At 44.1% G+C, this 20,825-nt stretch carries 19 protein-coding genes; 5 read left to right on the top strand and 14 right to left on the bottom strand.

The annotated features are described in order from the left end of the window. Nucleotides 1-20: 20 nt before the first annotated feature. From UCH003_RS05175 to UCH003_RS05150, 6 genes are all read right to left on the bottom strand, one after another. On the bottom strand, nucleotides 21-230 hold the full coding sequence (locus UCH003_RS05175) for a heavy-metal-associated domain-containing protein (RefSeq protein ID WP_060825698.1): 210 nt from the start codon (nucleotides 228-230) through the stop codon (nucleotides 21-23). A 14-nt stretch (nucleotides 231-244) separates the two neighbouring features. Beyond that, nucleotides 245-2,407 carry a heavy metal translocating P-type ATPase gene (locus UCH003_RS05170; protein WP_060825697.1) on the bottom strand — a complete coding sequence of 721 codons (2,163 nt, stop codon included), beginning with the start codon at nucleotides 2,405-2,407 and terminating at the stop codon, nucleotides 245-247. A gap of 65 nt (nucleotides 2,408-2,472) precedes the next feature. Then, on the bottom strand, nucleotides 2,473-3,792 hold the full coding sequence (rmuC, locus tag UCH003_RS05165) for a DNA recombination protein RmuC (protein WP_060825696.1): 1,320 nt from the start codon (nucleotides 3,790-3,792) through the stop codon (nucleotides 2,473-2,475). 33 nt (nucleotides 3,793-3,825) lie between these two features. Next, nucleotides 3,826-4,110 (bottom strand): hypothetical protein, encoded by a 285-nt coding sequence (locus UCH003_RS05160; protein ID WP_039672778.1) that lies wholly within the window; start codon nucleotides 4,108-4,110, stop codon nucleotides 3,826-3,828. Continuing rightward, a complete protein-coding gene (rsmH, locus tag UCH003_RS05155; RefSeq protein WP_060825695.1) occupies nucleotides 4,110-5,027 on the bottom strand; it encodes a 16S rRNA (cytosine(1402)-N(4))-methyltransferase RsmH in 918 nt (305 codons plus the stop codon). The genes UCH003_RS05160 and rsmH overlap by 1 nt, the downstream gene beginning before the upstream one ends. A 30-nt stretch (nucleotides 5,028-5,057) precedes the next feature. Further along, on the bottom strand, nucleotides 5,058-6,362 hold the full coding sequence (locus UCH003_RS05150; protein WP_060825694.1) for an adenosylmethionine--8-amino-7-oxononanoate transaminase: 1,305 nt from the start codon (nucleotides 6,360-6,362) through the stop codon (nucleotides 5,058-5,060). Between the two features lie 104 nt (nucleotides 6,363-6,466). Between UCH003_RS05150 and UCH003_RS05145 the strand changes: the two genes are divergently transcribed. The 3 genes from UCH003_RS05145 to ftsZ are packed head-to-tail and all read left to right on the top strand — an operon-like array spanning nucleotide 6,467 to nucleotide 10,457. After that, on the top strand, nucleotides 6,467-7,927 hold the full coding sequence (locus UCH003_RS05145) for a peptidylprolyl isomerase (protein WP_060825693.1): 1,461 nt from the start codon (nucleotides 6,467-6,469) through the stop codon (nucleotides 7,925-7,927). Next, nucleotides 7,928-9,325, top strand: coding sequence for a cell division protein FtsA (ftsA, locus tag UCH003_RS05140; protein ID WP_060825692.1), 1,398 nt, complete (start codon nucleotides 7,928-7,930; stop codon nucleotides 9,323-9,325). It begins immediately after the preceding gene. A 16-nt stretch (nucleotides 9,326-9,341) separates the two neighbouring features. Further along, nucleotides 9,342-10,457 (top strand): cell division protein FtsZ, encoded by a 1,116-nt coding sequence (gene ftsZ / locus UCH003_RS05135; RefSeq protein WP_039672787.1) that lies wholly within the window; start codon nucleotides 9,342-9,344, stop codon nucleotides 10,455-10,457. 61 nt (nucleotides 10,458-10,518) lie between these two features. Here ftsZ and UCH003_RS05130 read toward each other — a convergent pair whose 3' ends face one another. From UCH003_RS05130 to UCH003_RS05120, 3 genes are read right to left on the bottom strand one after another with little or no spacing between them, the layout of a single operon-like run. Then, nucleotides 10,519-10,989, bottom strand: a complete 471-nt coding sequence (locus UCH003_RS05130) for a DUF4149 domain-containing protein (protein WP_041963341.1) — start codon at nucleotides 10,987-10,989, stop codon at nucleotides 10,519-10,521. After that, on the bottom strand, nucleotides 10,986-11,804 hold the full coding sequence (gene prmC, locus UCH003_RS05125; RefSeq protein ID WP_060825691.1) for a peptide chain release factor N(5)-glutamine methyltransferase: 819 nt from the start codon (nucleotides 11,802-11,804) through the stop codon (nucleotides 10,986-10,988). The genes UCH003_RS05130 and prmC overlap by 4 nt, the downstream gene beginning before the upstream one ends. Further along, complete coding sequence (locus UCH003_RS05120) at nucleotides 11,794-13,023, bottom strand: M48 family metallopeptidase (protein WP_060825690.1); 1,230 nt, start codon at nucleotides 13,021-13,023, stop codon at nucleotides 11,794-11,796. Before UCH003_RS05120 ends, prmC begins: the two co-directional genes overlap by 11 nt. 222 nt (nucleotides 13,024-13,245) lie before the next feature. Here UCH003_RS05120 and UCH003_RS05115 point away from each other — a divergent pair, with 222 nt between their 5' ends. Further along, nucleotides 13,246-14,856 (top strand): methyl-accepting chemotaxis protein, encoded by a 1,611-nt coding sequence (locus tag UCH003_RS05115; protein ID WP_060825689.1) that lies wholly within the window; start codon nucleotides 13,246-13,248, stop codon nucleotides 14,854-14,856. Nucleotides 14,857-14,927: 71 nt separating this feature from the next. After that, nucleotides 14,928-16,883, top strand: a complete 1,956-nt coding sequence (locus UCH003_RS05110) for an ABC-F family ATP-binding cassette domain-containing protein (RefSeq protein WP_060825688.1) — start codon at nucleotides 14,928-14,930, stop codon at nucleotides 16,881-16,883. A gap of 12 nt (nucleotides 16,884-16,895) precedes the next feature. Here the strand turns inward: UCH003_RS05110 and UCH003_RS05105 are convergent, their stop codons facing one another. From UCH003_RS05105 to UCH003_RS05085, 5 genes are all read right to left on the bottom strand, one after another. After that, nucleotides 16,896-18,485 carry a methyl-accepting chemotaxis protein gene (locus UCH003_RS05105; RefSeq protein WP_060825687.1) on the bottom strand — a complete coding sequence of 530 codons (1,590 nt, stop codon included), beginning with the start codon at nucleotides 18,483-18,485 and terminating at the stop codon, nucleotides 16,896-16,898. Beyond that, a complete protein-coding gene (locus tag UCH003_RS05100) occupies nucleotides 18,482-18,787 on the bottom strand; it encodes a hypothetical protein (RefSeq protein ID WP_060825686.1) in 306 nt (101 codons plus the stop codon). The genes UCH003_RS05105 and UCH003_RS05100 overlap by 4 nt, the downstream gene beginning before the upstream one ends. Nucleotides 18,788-18,889: 102 nt before the next feature. Next, nucleotides 18,890-19,189 carry a metal-sulfur cluster assembly factor gene (locus UCH003_RS05095; protein ID WP_041963334.1) on the bottom strand — a complete coding sequence of 100 codons (300 nt, stop codon included), beginning with the start codon at nucleotides 19,187-19,189 and terminating at the stop codon, nucleotides 18,890-18,892. 1 nt (nucleotide 19,190) lies between these two features. Beyond that, on the bottom strand, nucleotides 19,191-20,450 hold the full coding sequence (locus UCH003_RS05090) for a hypothetical protein (protein WP_060825685.1): 1,260 nt from the start codon (nucleotides 20,448-20,450) through the stop codon (nucleotides 19,191-19,193). A gap of 4 nt (nucleotides 20,451-20,454) precedes the next feature. After that, nucleotides 20,455-20,796, bottom strand: coding sequence for a hypothetical protein (locus tag UCH003_RS05085; protein ID WP_060825684.1), 342 nt, complete (start codon nucleotides 20,794-20,796; stop codon nucleotides 20,455-20,457). Nucleotides 20,797-20,825: the final 29 nt, after the last annotated feature.

Raw genomic sequence — 20,825 nt, 5'->3', positions numbered from 1 at the left:
TCGCCTACTTCCAAGCACGATTATTGTTCGACGACCTCAAAACCTGCTTCGTCGATCGCTTTTTCAAACACGCTGACGTCGATCGGTGCATCGTATTCGATGACAGTTTTTCCGCTGGCGAGATCGACATCGACTTTGCTCACGCCTTTAATCGCTTCCAACACGCCTTTGACGCTTTTGACGCATCCCATGCAACTCATGCCTTTGACCGTTAACGTTATATTTGCCATAGATTTTCCTTTGATTAAAGTTTAATTTTCCAACGTCGAAGTAGGAGCGAATTGCTCACAACCGATACCGAACTCATCGCCATTGCCGCACCCGCAACGACGGGACTCAGCATTCCTAAAAAGGCGAGCGGGATCGCTAGGGTATTATACACAAATGCCAAGAAAAGGTTTTGTTTAATTTTTGACATCGTAGCACGAGAGAGATCGATCGCGTGTAAAACGTTCATCGGATCGTTTTTCGTCAAAATCAAATCCGCACTCTCGATGGCAATGTCCGAGCCTTGCGCCATCGCTACGGCAACGTCGGAAAGTGCTAAGGCGGGCGCATCGTTGATGCCATCCCCCACCATACAGACAAATGCATTTTGCGCTTTGAGCTCAGCGATTTTATCGGCTTTTTGATGCGGTAACACTTCGGCGAAAACATGCGAAATCCCTAAACGCTCGGCGATCGCGTGTGCGCTAGCTTCATGATCGCCCGTGAGCATATAAACGTCGATATTTCGTTCGCGTAGTTTAGCAATCGCCTCTTTGGCACTCTCTCGAAGCGTATCGGAAATGACGATATAGCCTAAAATGCTCTCTTGCGTTCCAAGCGCTACGATGCTGTTGCCCTCTTCTACATAAGGTTTGATCTTTGCGCTCACGTCGCATCCGCTCATTTGCGCGACGAAGTGAAGCGACCCCGCGTAATAAAGCACGCCCTCGATAATGCCCGAAATTCCCAGCCCCGAATAATTGTGAAAATCGCTCATCGTCTGTTTTGAAGACGCGGCGGCGGTAACGATCGCTTTGGCAAGCGGATGGTTTGAGCCCTCTTCCAATGCCGCACAAAGCGTTAAAATTTCCTCCGGACTTGCATTATCGTGTGCGACGACGGCATTGACCTTAACGTCGCCGTAGGTCAAGGTTCCCGTTTTATCGAAAACTACCGCCGTGATTTTGCCGATGTTTTCAAGCACTTCGGCATTTTTGATCAAAATTCCTTCACTCGCCCCGCGTCCCACGCCGACCATAATTGCCGTCGGCGTCGCAAGCCCCAAGGCGCACGGGCACGCAATAACCAAAACCGCTACGGCATTAATCAACGCATTTTCAAATCCCGCACCTAACATCCACCATGCAATAAACGTGATTGCGGCGATACTCACGACGACCGGTACGAAAATGCCCGAAATCGTGTCGGCAAGGCGTTGAATAGGAGCTTTGGAGCCTTGCGCTTCTTCGATGAGTTTGACCACCGAAGCTAAAAAAGTATCAGATCCCACTTTGGTCGCTTGGCATTTGAGCATACCGTCCGCATTTTTCGTTGCACCCACGACCTTATCGCCTTGGTTTTTGAGAACGGGAAGGCTCTCTCCCGTCATCATCGACTCGTCCACCACACTCTCTCCTTCCAAAACGATACCGTCGGTAGGAATGCCCTCTCCCGCTTTGACGACGAAAATATCGCCGACATGTAAACTTTCGATACTGACTTCGTGAAGTTTGCCCTCTTTTTCGACAAAAGCGGTTTTTGGCTGAAGATGAAGGAGCTTTTGGATGGCAAACCCCGTTTTCGCTTTCGCACGAAGTTCTAAGAGTTTTCCTAAAAGTACCAACGTAATGACCGATGCGGAAGCTTCAAAATACAAATGCCCCGAAAGCCCTAAAACCATTACGCCAAGGCTTAGAAGATACGCGGCACTCGTGCCTAAGACGACCAAAACGTCCATATTGGCACCCCCGCCCGCCAAACTTTTGTAAGCACCTTTGTAAAACTTTGCTCCGGCGTAAAACTGTACGACGCTCGCTAAAAGAAGCTGTAGAAAAGGCGGCATATGCCAAAGATGATAGCCCGTGAGCATAAAAAGCATTTCGATAAAAAACGGCAACGTCAGCAGTGCCGCAATACAAAATTGAATCAAGAGCTTGCGGTACTCCTGCTCTTTTTCCAAGCTTTTTTGCTCCGGATCGACTTTTTCGAGTTCGCTCGCTTGAAAGCCTGTTTTTTCGATGGTTTGGATGATGTGTTCTAACGTAATATCGGGGTTGGAAGAGATGACGTGAGCACTCTCGGCGGCAAGATTGACGTTGGCGTTTACGCCCTCTATTTTGTTTAATACACGTTCAATTCGCGCCGAACATGCCGCACACGTCATGCCTTTCACGTCAAGGTCAAACTGCTTTTCGGACATTTTTTATCCTTGTTTTTTGTGACATTCTAACGCTTCAAGGCTTTTGCGAAGATAAACGAAAAACCTTACATGTCAGTTTCTTGCTCGTCTTGCTTCTCTTCCAAAAGTTCAACGGTTTCGACTTCGGGATTGAAATCTTGATAGTCGATCTTGGCGTCTTTAAGGTTTTTCGTCGCTTTTGCACCGAGCCGTTTGAGGTTTTCAACCCTACTCATAATATTGCCCGAACCTTCGGTGAGTTGTTTATGCGCAATGTCGTAACTGTTGTTGAGGGTTTGAATTTGCGCACCTACTCGCCTAAAGTTTTCGGCAAAACCAACCATTTTATCGTACATTTTTCCCGCTTCGTCAAAGAGTTTGGAAGCCAGCGTACTGGACTGTTCGCTTTGCCAGTAGAGATAAATCGTACGCAACGAAACGGTCAGCGTGGAAGGGTTGACGATAGCGATATGCTTACGCAAAGCATACTCGTACAGTTTCGGATCTTCGCTTACGGCTACCGAAAACGCTCCTTCGATGGGCACGAACATAAAGACGTATTGAAGCGTACCTTGTCGGTAATGCGCGTAATCTTTGGAATCCAGCGTATCGACATGTTCGCGAAACGCCGCCGTTAACGTTTTGGCGGCATAACGTTTCTCTTCGTCGCTCTCGGCGCGCACGTATTCGTCGTAACTGTTGAGGGAAACTTTCGAATCGATAATGATCGTTCTTTCTTGCGGTAACTTGATAATCACGTCGGGGCGTTTGGTGCGTCCCTCTTCGTCTTTATAACTCTCTTGCGTTTCGTAATGCACCCCTTTTAGAAGCCCAGAATACTCCAAAACGCTCTCCAAAATCATCTCGCCCCAACTGCCTTGACTCTGTTTTTTACCTTTGAGTGCTTTGGTCAGGTTTTCCGCCTCTTTGGAGATATTGAGCCCCGCACGCGCCACGAGTTCGATCTCTTTGGAGAGTTCGGCAAATTTTTTCGTACTGTGCTCTTGAGACGTTTCCACGCTCTTTTTAAAAGTTTCTAAATTTTCTTTAAACGGTTTTAAAAGCGTTTCAAGCGACTTGGTCGATGTTTCGTCCAATTTTTGGAGCTTTTTCTCCAGGTGTTGTTCCATAATGGCGTTCAGTTTGAGCTCCAACTTTTGGCTCTGCTCTTCCAAATCGGCTTTTAACGCGGCATTGCCCTCTTTTTGGGCGACGAGTTCGGCTTCCAATTTGGCTTTTTGAACGCTGAGTTCCATATTTTCGCTTTGAAGCGTCGTACAAAAGCTACGCAATTCGCCAAGTTCCCTCGCTTTATCTCGAAACGAAGCGTACAGCCAAAGTGCCGTAGCAATCATCCACACGCCGATACCGACGAACAAAGCTATCGTTTGTATTTCAAAAGACATATCGCACTCCTAAAAAACGTACATGTAAGAAAATTAATTGATGTAGATCGTATCCAAAATCTGGTTTTTAAAACGGATATTTTCCAAATTTTGCTTCAAAACGCGGTTCTCTTCTTTGAGAATCGAATACTCGCCGTAGAGTTTATTAATATCGCGGCTCATATAGTAGATTTGATTTTTGATATAAATTTTCGGCAAAATCAGCAAAAAAGCGACGCCGATGACCATATAGACCAGCAGTAAAAAGCGAAAATCGAGATTTTTTTCGACCCTTTGTTCCGCATCGTATTGATCGAGTAGCTGATTTTTATCGTCCATTAGTCTCTTCTTATCTCAAAAATTCGAAGTTTAGCACTGCGACTTCTGGGATTTTTTTTCAACTCCGCGGCACTCGCTTCGATCGGCTTTTTGCTCAGAAGTTTTCCAATAGCATGGTTGTTACCGCACATACATCGCATGACTTCGGGAGGACAAATACAGTTTTGACTCCACAGTTTAAACGTTTGCTTGACGATACGATCTTCCAAGGAGTGAAACGAAATAATCCCCACGATGCAATGCTCTAGATCGGCATTTTTGATACTTTCTAAAAGCGTGCTCAAAACGCCCAGCTCGTTATTGACTTCGATGCGAATCGCTTGAAACAGAAGCGTTGAGGGATGAATTTTCTTCTTGCCGCCGACTTTTTCGGCAATTTTGGAGAGCTCTTTAGCACTCTTTATCGGTGCTTTTGCCCGTGCTTCGCAAATGAGTTGCGCCAATTTTTTATACTCGTGAATCTCGCCGTACTCGCGTAAAATAAACGCCAACGCGTCTTGGTCGTAACGGTTGATCACGTCGTAAGCACTGAGTTCTTGCTCGGGATTCATACGCATATCCAAAACGTCCGAATCAAAGGCAAATCCACGCTCTTTTTTATCCAGCTGTAACGACGAAACACCGATATCGGCAAGAATTCCCCGAATCGGAAGGTGTCGATACTTTTGGATCACGTTGGAAAAATTATCGTGTTCAAACTGCACGCGATCGCCAAAACGCTCTAAGCGTTTTTGACTAAAGTTTAACGCCTCTGCGTCTTGATCGCAACCGATGAGTTTAAGATTTGGATTTTGCTCCAAAAGGGCTTCGCTGTGACCGCCGTATCCGAGCGTACAATCTACGATAACACCCTCGTCAATGCCTTGAAAAGCTGCTTTGACTTCGTTTAAAAGTACGGGGATGTGGGGAATGTTCACGCAAAATCCTTCTTAAAAATAAGGGGCGTATTATAGCGCATCTAGACTTACAATCGCCTCATACGCGGCATCCATCATCGTCTCGATCTCTTCACATGTGATGACGTAAGGAGGCATAAAATAGACCACGTTGCCGAGCGGACGTAAAATAACCCCTTTACCTAAGGCGTACTGAAAAATTTTCAAATTAACGCGAAACGAAATGGGATAGGTTTTAAGCTCGACTGCGGCAATCATGCCCGTTTGGCGCACGCTTTTGACATTACCGAGTGTTTTAAAACGCTCAAGGCATTGCGCGATAAAAGCAATTTTTTCACGATTTTTTTCCAGTACCGCTTCGTTTTCAAACAGGTCTAACACCGCATTTGCGGCACTGCATGCGATCGGATTGCCCGTGTAGCTGTGTGAATGTAAAAAAGCTTTGAATTCGGTGTAATCGCAATAAAACGCATCGTACACTTTTTGAGTCGTCAAGACCACCGAAAGCGGTAAATATCCGCCCGTAAGTCCTTTGGACAAGGTCATAAAATCAGGACTAACACCGGCATGCTCACACGCAAACATTTTACCCGTTCGACCGAAGCCAACCGCTATTTCATCGGCAATAAGATGAATATCGTAACGATCACACAGTTTGCTGGCAAGCGCAATGTAAAGCGGATGATACATGTGCATGTAACCGGAACATTGAATCAACGGCTCGATAATAAAAGCGGCGATTTCCGAGCCCTTCTCTTTAAAAATAGCTTCCAATCCCGATGCGGCTTCACGAGCCGCCTCTTCGCTTTGATCTTGGGGAACGGGTGCTTGTAACGTCGGTATTAAAATATCTTCGTAAATCTCTTTATACAACGCAACATCGCCCACGGAAAGCGCACCGATCGTCTCTCCGTGATAACTGTTTTGCAAAGAGACGAAAAAAGGGCGCTTTTGCCCTTTGTTTTGATGATATTGGAAGCTCATTTTCAAAGCGACTTCGATCGCGCTTGAACCGTTATCGGCATAAAAGCATTTTTCCAGACCTCTTGGCGCAAGCTTACACAAGCGTTCGGAAAGTCGGATAATGGGTTCATGCGTAAATCCGGCAAAAATGACGTGTTCCAACGTGTCGATTTGCTCTTTGACTTTTTGATTGATATAGGGATGTGCATGACCGAAAAGATTGACCCACCACGAACTAACGCCGTCGATATAACGGTTGTTATTAAAATCGGTTAAATAGACGCCTTTGCCGCTTTTAATCGGAATTAACGGAAGCGTTTCATGGTCTTTCATTTGAGTGCAAGGATGCCAAATATGCTTTAAATCGGCATCGATTAACGTTTGTGGATTCATAATACTTTTTGACCTTTTTGTTAGGAGGATTCTTTGAATTTATCGTTATTTAATAACTATATGGATAGAATTATATCAAAATACACCGTTCTTAAAGGGCTTGAATGATTACGTGGATGCAACGTCATAAAAAATACTTGGTCGTTACGATTTGGATCAGTACGATCGCTTTCGTAGGAGCCGGTTTTGTAGGCTGGGGTGCTTACGATTTAAATAAAGACCGTGCGGCTTCCGTAGCAAAAGTCGGTCACCGTTCCATCTCCGTACAAGAATTTCAATCTGCCTATGCCAATCACTTCGCGCTGTACAACAACCTTCTAGGCGGCAAACTTACCCAAGAACAAGCCGAGCAAATGGGTCTCGATAAAATCGTAATGCAAAATCTTATCAATCAATCGCTTATGCTTAATTATGCCGATGAAATAGGACTTTTGGCCACAAAAGAAGACGTCAAGGAACGCTTGGTCAACACGCCGAATTTTCAAAATAACGGCACGTTTAGCAAAGAGCTTTATTACTCGATTTTAAAAGCCAACCGAATCAACCCGAGCGACTACGAAAAAAGCTTGGAAAAAGAGATTTTATACGCCAAGTTGGAAAAAGCGTTTAAGCTTCCCGCAACACAAAAAGAGATCGAGCTTTTTACATCGGCATTTTTTATGGAAGATCGCCTATCCATTGCATCCGTAACGCTAGAACCTAACGAAGTCAACGTGAACGAAGAGCAGATTAAAACCTATTGGGATGCGCACAAATCAAACTACCTCACGAAAAAAAGTTACCTAATCGATCTGATTACGATCGCTTCTTCGGATGCCAAAGTCGATCCAAAAGAGTTGGAAGAATTTTACGCACAAGAAAAACATAATTACACGCATCAAGACGGTAAATTGATGAGCTTTGACGAGGCAAGAGACGCGCTCTTGAAAGATTTCAAACTCAAAGGCGATAAGAAAACGGCACTTGAAACGTATTTAGCGTTTAAAAAAGGCGAAACCAACGCTACGGAAACAAAAACGATTTACGACGACGATGCTGCGTTTCCGGTCGATAAAATCCAAACGGCGGCAAAAGACGAAGTGTTAAAACCGTTCATTGTGGATAATCGCTACGTCGTCGCCAAAGTCAAAGAGATTAAATTCCCGGAGCCCATGCCTTACGAACTTGCTAAAAAAGAAGCCGCTAAAAACCTTCTCGACGAACTCAAATCGGCGGCACTGGAGAAAAAAGCACAAGCCAGACTCGATACGTTTAACGGTACCGACATCGGCTTTGTTAGTCGCGACAGCGTGAAATCGATTGCGGGTCTTAACGAAGCGAAAAGTACCGAATTTTTAAGTCACGTTTTTGATAACACCGCTAAAAAAGGTTATCAAGTTATTGACGGAAAAGCCATTGTTTACGAGATTTTGGAACAAAAGTTGCTTAATAATGACAAAGCTAAGCAATACGTTAGTATGATTAGCGAGAATGTGGCTCAAGCTAAGCAAACGGACTTGAATCAAAATCTGATTAAAAAGCTTGCGACGATTTATCCGATCGAGCAATATTATAAAGGAAAATAGTTGAGCACTACGATTTTAGGCATTGACATTGGTTCAACCAAGATTTGCGCAATTATTGCTCAAAAAAGTGATGACGGCGACATCAAAATCTTAGGCGCGGGTATTGCAAAGTCTCAGGGTCTAAAAAAAGGTATTATTACCAATATCGACCTTGCTTCAAAATCCATTCGCAATGCACTCAACGATGCAAAACGTGTTGCCGGTACACAGTACGAACGCGTGATCGTTTCCATCTCCGGAGCATATACGAAAAGTGTCGACAGTAGCGGTATCGTTAATATTCCTAACCGTGACATCGGCATCAAAGAGATTAACCGAGCCATGCAAATGGCGGATCACAATGCCAACATTCCGAACGAATACGAAAAACTCCATGTATTACCTTACAACTTTAAAGTCGACGACCAAGAATTTATTGAAGATCCGCTAGGAATGAACGGCGCGAGGCTCGAAGTACAAGTACATATCATTACCGCACAAAAATCATCGTTAAGCAATCTTCGAAAAGCCGTGAAATCCGCAGGCGTCGAAATTGACAATATCGTTTTGAACTGCTACGCATCTGCTATCGCCGTTTTAAACCACGATGAACGCGAACTCGGCGTTGCGGTTATCGATATGGGCGGCGCGACGTGTAACGTTATGATCCATGCGGGTAACTCAATGCGTTTTAACGACTATTTAGGCGTCGGATCGCTTAATATTACCAACGATTTATCGACGGCACTTCATACGCCTTTGGGAGCGGCCGAAGAAATCAAGATCAATTACGGTTCTTTAAAAAACAACTCTAACGAACTGATCGAACTTCCCGTGATCGGAGACGACGGTTCCACGCATGAAGTTTCGCTCAATATCGTTTCCAACGTCATTTACGTTCGTGTCGAAGAGACCTTAATGATTTTAGCCAAAGCACTTGAAGACAGTAGCTTTAAAGAACAAATCGGTGCGGGCGTGGTTTTAACGGGCGGTATGACGAAACTAGACGGTATTCGAGAATTAGCCTCTGCTATTTTCGACAATGTGCCGATCCGTATCGCTAAACCCAGAGAAATAGACGGACTTTTTGAAACCTTACGCGATCCAAGCTATTCAACCGCTATTGGACTTGTGCTTTACGGGGGCGGTCAATTTACGCCGTATGAAATCGATTCCAATAAAAAATTACGTTACAAAGAAGAGACGATTGAACCGAGTCGCCACCACCATCAAGAAAAACTTTTTGACGACATAGATGATGACGAGATGATAGAAAATGAACCGACAACAACCAATACGAACATAAAATTACAAACAGACAACGCAAAAGAAAAACTGAAAGACTTGGCCAATATCCAAGAAGAACATAGCGAGGGCTTCGGCGCAAAGTTATGGAACAGATTGACACAACTATTTTAGAGAGGGGTACGGGGTTATGAACGGATTTAGCATAGAAGAATCAAAAGGTGTTTACGGCGCTAAAATAAAAGTGATCGGCGTCGGCGGCGGCGGCGGTAACATGATTAACCATATGGTCCGAGAAGGCATTAACGGCATCGACCTTATTGCCGCCAATACGGATGCGCAAGCCTTGGAAAATTGTTTAGCAAAAACAAAAATTCAACTCGGTAAAAAAGGGTTGGGTGCGGGTATGCGCCCTGAAGTCGGAAAAGAATCCGCCTTGGAAAGCTATGATGAGATTAAAAGTTCTCTTGAAAAATCCGACATCGTTTTCATCGCTTCGGGATTCGGCGGAGGTACCGGTACAGGTGCCGCACCGATCGTTGCACAAGCGGCAAAAGAAGTCGGAGCGTTAACCGTTGCCGTCGTCACGCGCCCGTTTGCGTTCGAAGGTAAAAAACGCGCGAAACTTGCCGATCTCGGGATTAACGAACTTCGCAAAGAAAGCGATTCGATCGTTATTATCCCTAACGATAAACTCCTCTCTATCGTTGATGCAAAATTCGGTATTAAAGACAGCTTTCGAATCGTCGACGACGTTTTAAGTCGTGCGGTCGGCGGTATGAGTTTGGTCGTTCTTTCTTCGGGACAAAGCGATATTAACGTTGACTTTGCCGACGTACAAACCGTTATGAGTCACCGAGGTATGGCGTTGATGGGTATCGGTGAAAGTACCGGAGACGAAGCGGCGATCGAAGCGATCAAAAGCGCCATCGAATCTCCGTTATTGGACAACATGTCGATTAACGGTGCTTTAGGCGTACTCGTTCATTTCCAACTTCCTCCAACGTATCCGTTGAACGAAATCAGTACGGCGATGGGACTCATTATGGATTGTGCCGATGAAGACGCCGACGTCATTTTCGGTACGACGACCGATGAAAATATGCCTGAAAATAGTGTCAAAGTCACGATCGTCGCAACGGGATTTGAAAATAAAGCAGAAGCCAAAGAGCTAAAAGCACTCAACACGAACCAAGAAGCAATTAAAAAAGAGCGTATTTTACGCCTGAAAAAAGTCAGCGGCGGCTATGAAGGACAAGACGATTATCTTGATATTCCAACATACATTCGCCACCAAATGGATTAAACCCAACCCCGTAACTCCTCAAAACCTCATCAAAAAAGAGGGAAGATCACACTTCCCTCTTTTAACGTTGAGCCAACCACCCTCGTCTTAAAAAAAGAATCAACTGAAATCCCATGAGCACTTTCATAACGAGTTCGCTTTGTTTGTGCATCCTCAAAAAAGCTTCTCCGGTCGTATGCTCTGCTCCTAATTGTTGGGCATGAACGATAAAAGGCGTATAATAAAAAATAAATAAGCCCGTTGCAATGGCACAACCTAAAGAAAGAAAAAACGAAAGCATATCGTTTCGTTTGCGTGCCATCGTCGTTTGCACTTCAAAAATCATACTGTAAAGTGCAATAAAACCGATCACAAGGTTGGTTTTCAAAAAAACTTGCGTCATCAAAATACCGCTTTGAAAATGTGTTAAGACACCTTCTCCCAAATACTTTTGAGGAAAGAAAATGACCGGAGCGACAAAAGCACCCGCCGCAATTTCAACACCTAACGCAACTCCTAACACCATCAAATAAAGCGATGTTAAACTTTTCATTTTTGCTCCTTAATCCAAAATCCGCGATCCAAGCCCGCTAAATCTTTGTAAAACTCGATCTCTAGACCTTTTTGCTCGGCATAACATGTCAAGGCGATTCGCTGATCGTATCCCATTTCGCAGATAAGGGTTTTAATGTTATGAAAAACGTATAAGTCGATGATGCGACACAACATTTCATCGCCTTTTTCTCCTCCGAACAGTGCCAACGAAGGCTCGTACGAAAGCCCTTGGGCTAAAGGCTCACCCAAAGCGATATAAGGCGGATTCGATACTAAAATATCGATCGGTTTTTGAATACCAGCCAAATAACTCCCCTCGATAAATTCGATACGATCTTCAACCCCGTGTAAACGTGCATTTTTTTTTGCAACCTTTAACGCCTCACCTGAAATATCGACGGCTATAATCGAAGCATCGGGCAGTAAATGCGCCGTCATAATAGCGATAATGCCGCTTCCCGTACCGATCTCAACAATCACGGGCGCATTTAAAGCGCGAGCTTCTTCTACGACCTTATCGACCAAAAGTTCCGTTTCGGGACGCGGGATTAAAACGTTTGAATCGACGTAAAACGTTTTGGCGTAAAATTCGGCACGCCCTAAGATATATTCTAACGGTTCATGCCGCATACGTCGGTTCATCCATTCTTCAAAAAGCAAAGGCAAAACGATCTCTTCGTCACCGTGCGCTACAAGCCAGCTCGCCTCTTGGCGTAAAAGTTCCGCTAAAAGCACCATGACCTCTTTTTGAGGAACGTCGCTGACGTCTTTTAACAAACGCGCATAATGAGCGATGATCTCTTTAATGCGCACACGCGTCCTTCGTCGAAGACTCAAAATGCATACCGAGCCGTTCCAACCGTTTGGTTAACGGCGGATGGGTAAAATAAAGCGCGATCGTTAAAGGGTGGGCAAAAGGAAAGCTTTTATTTTCATCGGCGAGCTTCATCAATGCGTCACGCAAGGCTTCTTGATTTTCACATTCGCTTCCGTAAGCGTCGGCTCGGTATTCGTTGTAACGGCTCATTAGCCCAAACAAAGGCATCATCGCAAACGAAATGACGGGAGAGAACAACAGAAAAAGAGCGATGATAGCATGCGCGCTCGGTTCTACATGTAAAGATTCAAACAACGCTAGAGGAAGGTTTCCAAAAAGTGCAAACATCACCAAAAGCATCAAAGCACTCGCGGCAATATTTTTCAGAATATCTTTGTGTGCAAAATGTCCCAGTTCATGTCCTAAAACCGCCAACAATTCAGACGTCGTCAGTTTCGCGATCAGCGTATCGAATAAAACAACCCGCTTCGAACGCCCTAAGCCCCCAAAATACGCATTCAAACGGTTGTCTCTTTTACTGGCGTCCAAACAAAAAACACCGCTACTGTGAAGCCCCGCTTTTTCCAGCAAACGTTCAATCGCACCTTGTAACGTTTCGTCTTGAAGCGGCGTCAGTTTGTTAAACATCGGAACGATCACGATGGGATAGATCATATTGATAAACAAAACGACCGCAAACGAAAACACAAATCCGTAAATCCACCAATCCTTAAACGTATCGATAATAGACACCATTGCGGCAAAAAAAGCTCCGCCGAAGAGTACAAACATCACGGCGGATTTACACTGATCGAGCACAAAAGTTCGAGGGGTAATCGTTGAAAAACCGAACTTTTTATCAAGCCCGAATGTTTGGTAAATCTCAAACGGAAGCGTTAAAAGATAATTGATCGCGCTAAAAACCAACACGTAAGCGGCGGAATTTAAAAGAGTGTTTTCAAAAATCACGATTTCGTCCAAACGTCGCAACCCAAAACCGATCCAAGCAAAAAAGAGGATAAAATCGTACAACGTCGTCGTTAACAAGAGTTTTTGCGATGCTATTTTGTACGCGGCGGCTTTGGTATAATTCACAGCCGATAAGATAACCGGTTCAAACCGTTGTGCTTTTTCGACAAAGCCGATCTCCATCAAAGCGGCATAAAGCTTGATCAAAAGATAAAGACAATAAAGCCCTAAAATCCATTCTAACATTCCATGCATCCTTCATGCGATAAAGTGCCGTATGATACCAAGATTTGATCAATATTTTCTAAATCATAACATTGCAACGCATTTGTCACGCATCGTAGTGTATCCTTTCTCTATACATTATCAAAAACTTGTTTATTTGATTATCAGTAAAAGAGAGTTTAAACGTATTGTTAGGAAAATAAGTTTACGATCTATTTGATGTTATATAGTAAGGGGGAAACTATGACAATCGGAAAACAGCTAACGGGCATATTTGCGGTAGCAATTTTAGGTACATGTACGATTTTCGGTATCGCGTTACAAAAGATGGAGCACGTTTACGACGAGACGAACTATGCGAACGTCAATTCCATTCCAAGCATCGATCTTCTCAACGATACGATCCAAAACGGCTATCGCTTGCGTCTGAATCTATGGGAACATATTACCCATGATGCACCGGAAGAAAAAGTCAAACGCGACGAAGCGATTCAAAAAGTAAGGCAAAGCATCGAAGCATCGTTTAAAACGTATGAAACGATGGTTTCCGATGAAAAAGATAAAGAGCATTTAGCCAAAGATCGCGTTATGCTCGGCAAAGCGTTAGAAATCATCGCAAATGTCAGCAAACTCTCTAAGGAAAATAAAACCGTTGAAGCTGCGGCATTGCTCAATAAAAGCCGCCCTACGTTACTCGATTTTACAAAAGCCTTGGATGCGCACATCAAATACAATATCGAAGTTTCCAAAAAAATGGCGAATAATGCAATCGACGTGAAACGCAATGCCGATACGTGGATGTTCGTCGTTTTACTGCTTGTTGGCGTAACGATTTTTATCACGACGTTTTACATCCGTAAAAATATTATGCACGGCGTTCATCTGATTCGCGATAGCATCACTGGGTTTGTTCAACACAAACGCCTTAATTTTCGTATTCCTTACGATAAAGCCAACGAAATCAAAGAAATCGTCGACAGTTTCAACGCGCTTGTTCATACGTTAGAGCAGACGATTATCGATGCCAAAAATTCTTCCAGCGAAAACGCTTCGGTATCGCATGAGCTTAGCACCACCAGTATGCAAATCGGACGTAACGCCGAACAAAGCTCGCTGATCGTCGAAAATACGATTCACGAAATCGATACCATTAAAACGTTCGTTCAAGAAACCGCTAAATTATCGGATGTCACGAAAGATAAAATTGCTTTGGCAAACGACAAACTCTCACGCGCCAAAAATGAGATCATTACGCTTCGAAACGACGTTGAAGGTGCTAGCCAATCCGAAACTGCCTTAGCTCAAAAATTAGAGCAGATGAGTCATGACGCCGAACAAGTAAAACATATTTTAACGGTCATCTCCGATATTGCCGATCAAACCAATCTTTTAGCCCTCAATGCCGCCATCGAAGCCGCGCGCGCGGGCGAACACGGACGAGGTTTTGCGGTCGTTGCCGATGAAGTGCGAAAACTTGCCGAGCGTACGCAAACATCGTTAACCGAAATTAATGCGACGATTAACGTGATCGTACAAGCCATCGTCGATTCTTCAGATCAAATGAATAAAAACGCACGTAATATTCAAAGGCTATCAAGCGTATCAAACGGTGTCGAAGAGACTATCGTCGATACGACGAACGTGATGAACGAAACCGTCACGACGGTAGCTTCCAACGCTACAAATTCGCGAAAAATTTCGCAAGATACCGATAAAATCGTCGAAATGGTCTCCAATATTAACACGCTTACCAGCCAAAACGCACGTAGCGTCGAGGAAATTGCCGCGGCAGCGGATCATCTCTCCCGTTTAGCGGAAAATCTAAACAACAAACTCAACCAATTCCAATCGTAATCGCTTCTTCGGGCAAGGCTTTTTGCTTTGCCCGCTTAATGGTATAATACGCGTAAAAACAAGGTACTCGTTTGGCACTTCTAGATCTTATCGGCATTCATAAAGCATACGAAACGCAAAAAATTCTCTCCGACGTCGACTTTTCGCTCCACGCAAACGAACGCGTCGCCCTCATCGGCAAAAACGGCGGCGGGAAATCGACCTTAATGAAGATTCTCTACGGCATATTGGAACCGGACGAAGGTAGGCGTATTCTTCAAAAAAACACGACGATCGGTATGCTCGATCAGACACCGCGTTTTAAAGAAGGCATGAACGTTAAAGAGGCGATTGAAGAGAGTCTTAAAGAGCTTAAAGTTGCTTTGATGCGCTATCATGAACTCCTCAAAACATTGGAAACCGACTTTCAAAATGCATCGCTTTTAAAAGAACAAAGTGAACTCGTAAGCTATTTAGAACTGCACGATGCATGGAATTTAGATGAAAAAATCGAACGTGTTTTGGAAGTTTTCGACCTGAAACAATTTGAACAAAGCGACGTAACGATGCTAAGCGGAGGTGAACAACGCCGTGTTACGCTTGCAGGTCTGATTTTACAAAAACCCGATATTTTGCTTTTAGACGAACCGACAAACCACTTGGACGTCTATATGGTCGAATTTTTAGAACAGATGATTTTGAACGGTAAATTTACGTTGCTCTTTATTTCGCACGATCGTTATTTTATCGACCGAATCGCAACACGTACAATCGAAATCGAAGAAGCTTCGTTACGCAGTTTCGATGGAGGATACGAACGCTATTTGACATGTAAAGAACTGCTCATTCTTTCGTTGCAAAAACAACACGAAAATCTTCTCAAATACTTAAAAGGCGAAGAAGAGTGGTTAAGACGCGGCGTTAAAGCCAGACTCAAACGTAATGAAGGACGCAAACAAAGGGTTTTTGAATTACGCGATCAGGCAAAAAAAAATCCCTCACTCGTTCGCAAGCTCAAATTGGAGCTAGAGCGTGAAAAGCACAACTTTAACGGCGACAAGATTCTCAATAAGCAAAAGATGTTGTTCGAAATGGAATCCATCGCTAAAACGCTCGGCGACAAGCCTCTTATCAAGGCTTTTAGCGCGCGCATTTTGCAAAAAGACCGCATTGCGATCGTCGGTAAAAACGGTGCCGGAAAATCGACCCTTCTCAAAATTCTCCTCGGTGATTTAGCCATCGATCAAGGGAGCATTAAAAAAGGAGAGTTTAAAATAGGCTACTTCGACCAACAACGTGCCATGCTTGACGACACCAAAGACCTGCTCGCAACGTTTTGTCCTAACGGAGGTGATCGCGTAGACGTTAAAGGAAAAAATATGCACGTCTTCGGGTACCTCAAAAACTTCCTTTTTCCCAAAGAAGATTTGGCAAAAAAAATAGGCGTTTTGAGCGGCGGCGAAAAAAATCGCGTGGCATTGGCACTTTTGTTTACCCAAGAAGTCGATTGTTTGATTTTGGACGAACCGACCAACGATTTGGATATACCAACGATTAACATTTTAGAAGAGTACATTCAAAGTTTTCAAGGTGCGGTTATTTTTGTCAGCCACGATCGTTATTTCGTCGATAAAATCGCTACGAAGCTTTACGTCTTCAAAGGCGACGGACGTATCGAAGAGAGTTATCAAAACTACAGCGAATACCTTGAAATCGAAAAAGAGATTGCCGAACTTGAAGCCATGGAAAACGAAACGTCAAGCGAGGCTAAGGAGAGCTCTTCCAAAACGCAAAAGAATAAAGAGGCGATGACGCTTAAGCTGAGCTACAAAGAGCAACAAGCCCTTAAAACGCTTCCGCATCAAATCGAAACCCTTGAAGAAGAGATCAAAGCGATTAGAAAATGCCTTGAAAATCCCGATTGCTACCAAAAGATCGGATTAAGCAAACTGTCGGAAGATTTACGTTTGAAAGAAGACGCTTTAGAGCCGCTGATCGAAGCATGGCTAGAGCTTGAAGAAAAAATCGAAACGATGCAAAAAGGCTAAAAGCCCTTTGCATCATACTTTAAACGACGAGAGCGTTGAGTCCAAGTTTTGAGACGATTCTAACATTTTTCCGGAAATGACGGAGAGCTCTTCGGCAATCTTTTCGTTATTGTTCGAAAGACTCAGCGTCTTTTTCATCTGCTCCATCATTTGGTTGGTTAAGTGGGAAATTTCGACGACTTTTTTAGACGCTTTTTTCGAAATTTCGATGGATTGAATCGTGCGATTTCGCGTCTCTTCCGTCTCGTTTTGCACTTCAACGGCATTGTCTGAAATTAGGCGAATATTGTCCGCATTGGTTTCCATATGCGCACTGAGTTGCGTTACGCCTTGAACGATAACGCTAATCGTCGCGTCGATCTCTGCTAGAGATTTTTGCGTGCGCTCGGCAAGTTTTCGCACTTCATCGGCAACGACCGCAAACCCTCGTCCGTGTTCGCCCGCGCGCGCGGCTTCGATGGCGGCATTGAGGGCTAGAAGATTGGTCTGATCGGCAATATCTTTGATCATCTCTAAGACGCCTTTAATTTGGTCGGTTTGAGCGACGACGCTTTGTATTTGGTGCGCCATATCTTGTTCTTGCTCGCTTGCACCGTTGATTTTTTGAACGACGTCGTTTAACGATAAACTCATGCGCTCCAAAACACTAAAAGAAGCATTATTGTCTTCAACGGTGTGGATTGCCAACTCTTCGGAAAGATCAAGATCGGCTTCGATATCTTTCATCAGATCAAACGACGTTTTAATCTGTTTGGCTTGTTCAAAAACGCCTTGCGAAAAGGTAACGGCATTGGTATTGAGCGTCTCGCCCGTATGTTCGACGTTTTTCGAAATCGTTTGCGACGTGACGATAATCGACTGAATTTTTTCGATAAAAAGGTTAATATGATGAGCAATGTCTCCCATCTCGTCTTGACTGTTAATATTGACGCGTGCGGTTAAATCGCCGCTTCCGCCGGAGAGATTTTTAATTCTTTCCAACAAAATACCCAAAGGATTTCCGACCACGCTTTTTAAAACCCACATAATCAAAATCGACGTCACCAGTAACGAAAAAGCAAAAATCGTAATGAGCTTCCAACTGATCGAACCGATGTAAGCATCGATCTCCTCAAACGAAAACGTCATATCCATGACGCCCAAAACATCGCCTTTTTGAGACGTTGCATGACAGGCAAGACAATCTTGCTCGGCAATCAGCGGCTTTAAAAGACGCAAACGATGCCCTTTAGCATCATCCAAAGTCGAACTTGTTTGGACGGGATTTTTAAAAATAGCGACGACGGCTTCTTCCGTTGAGGGTTTAGCATCGATGCCAAACGTATCGATGACGCTTTGAGCTTGATGGATTTTGAGCTCTTTAATGCCTTTCATTCCCTCGGCGTCTTTGAGCGATTTTTCGATCAATGCTCTATCGCCCAAATTCATAGCGGCACGTACCGTTTGAAAAACCGATTGGCTCAAAAGATTGAGATTGTTTTCGCTTTGAATTTGCGAAGATTTTTTAAACTCGCCTACGATCACGAATTGTAAAATAACAAAACTTACCAGCAAAAGCGGAATAAGCGTAAAGCCGATTTTCGTTCCGATGCCCTTTTTCATACCGATGCCTTTCGCACGTTCATAATTTCAATCAAGTTCATATCTTCAAGCATCTCGTAAAGCTCTAAACTTCCGACTTCTACGATAAGAGCATAATGATCCATCTTAATTACTTTAATTAAGAAACCGATTAACGAAGAGGTGATAATAAACGAGTCTTGAAGAAGAAGCCGAATCGGAACGTCGAGATGACTCGTATGCGCTTTTAAAACGGCGTCTTTAATTGCTTGCGTATCACTCACGGTTTTAATCGTCCCCGTAACGACGACGTCGACACTCTCACTGCGTACTTTTGTTACCACGTGCATTCTTTTCCCCCAAAAACCTTACGTTTACCCATTATAATACATATTCTATCGATTGTAACTAAAGATCGACTAAAAACGAGAGAGTATCTTCTATTTTTAAACACCGAGTGCTTGTTTGACGGTATCGTTTGCCATCGAGATATTCCAAGCGGGTTCCCACACGAGCTCGATCGTACATGTTGCAACGTTTTCTAACTTCAAAACCGCCTCTTTCGTCCATTGTTGCATCAATTCATGCAACGGACACCCTTTCGTCGAAAGCGTCATACGTACGTAAACGTCTTCTCCTTCAACGCGTACGCCGTAAATTAACCCTAAAGAAACGATGTCGAAACCGACTTCCGGATCGATCACGGTTTGGATAGCTTGATACACTTCATGTTCGCTACATGTCATTTTAGTTTTCTCCTTTATACGTAAATGCGTAAACAACGTTAAACGCAACCAACACAACACTCGACATCACGCCCAAACTTGCACCGTAGAAAAGAACTTGAAGTGGCAAGAGCGTCGCAATGCTTAAACACACGACGGAAATAAACAGTAAAAAAGCCTGTATATCGGCACTTTTAGTATGAACCATTTGATGCAAAAGCGGCACTTTCTGTTTCCCGACAAGCGGAGAAAAAGTTTTATACCAAATTAAAAACGGCAAAATCTTGTATAAATGTCCGACGATGAACGCCAACAAAAACCCGAAGAAAAAGAGTTCCGCCGCCGCAAATAAATAACGCTCCTGAGTCTCGATGAAAAAAAGCAGCAGCATCACCATCGCACCGAGAAGCGACAAAAACGAGAAAAAGAGATTTTTTACCCAATAATCGTTTTGCTTTCGCACCCTAACGCTAAAAATAATTCCCATCTGAAACAGGTACAACCCCATCGAGATAAGCACCGACCCGATACCCGCATAAAATACCACCGCAGGCAACGCCGCGACCAAAGCTAAAATCGCAACGCTTACGCCGATACCGTGCAAAAATAACGCTGCATGAATGTAGCGGTCTTTGAAGCCGTGCGCTAGAGAGAACATCGGAATCAGCACCATCGAAACGCCCATAACGATCATCATGACAAATCCGAAAAGCGTGCCGATAACATGGGCTTTGACCCACGCGTCGATGTCGATACTGAGCATGCCGTGCGCTAAAACAAACCCCAACAAAATGCCAAGCGTGACCGCAACCGCTAAAAAGACCGTTCCCATGAGCAAATAACTGCTGACGATACTGTTTTTTTCCAAGCGGTAGAAGGTTAAAAAGACGTTCGCGCAAAAAATAGCGATTGACATGTAGGTTAAAAACCCGCCGTAAGCGATCAAAAGATGCCATTCAAGATAGCGAAACCCTGTGACCATCATACTCAGCCCAATCACGTAAGCGTAAAACTGCACGTAGGCAAAATCTTTGGAGAAAAGCGGTATTTCCAAGACGACCGGCAGCAGTTGGTACATCGCTCCGAAGATGACCATCATCACGAAACCCAAAAGGTATAAATGGGCAAATGAGGCGAGGCTAAAAGAGATTCCGTAACCGGAAAGATCGGGGTAAACCTCAAAAAGTGCTACCGTGCTTAAAAGAAGGAAAATCACGGCGGCAATAAAAAAATGTGCTACCAAAGCAAACGGCGGAGCCATTTCGGTCGCGAGTGATCGCATCGTCTTAACCCGCACACTGTTTTTGGCTAAGATCGGCTTGATCGCTTATGCCTTCTTTGTACGAAAAGATCAATTGCAGTTTTCCCTCTTCGAGCTGTGTCGTTTCGATGTCGTAAAATTTTTCGACTTTTGCCAACAAACCGACCGGAGAGCGATGGTTGATCATCACGACTTTTTTCGTGACACTGTCCAAAAGCTCGAGTGCCAGCATCGCATTGATCATAGGCTCGGGAGGAATGCACGCCGAAGTATCGAAATAGATGTATGACGTGCCGTGCGCTTCATACGTAAAAAACGGCACCGTCGCGTCTTGGACGGTGAAAGAGTGAGCGGTATCGGGTAACATAGTTTTGTCCTTTTTTTTTGACACCACTA

The sequence above is a fragment of the Sulfurospirillum cavolei genome (genome assembly GCF_001548055.1).
In the GTDB taxonomy this organism is placed as follows: Bacteria; Campylobacterota; Campylobacteria; order Campylobacterales; family Sulfurospirillaceae; genus Sulfurospirillum.
The sequence above is the reverse complement of the archived record's forward strand: the minus strand, read 5'-3'. Positions and strand labels throughout refer to the sequence as shown.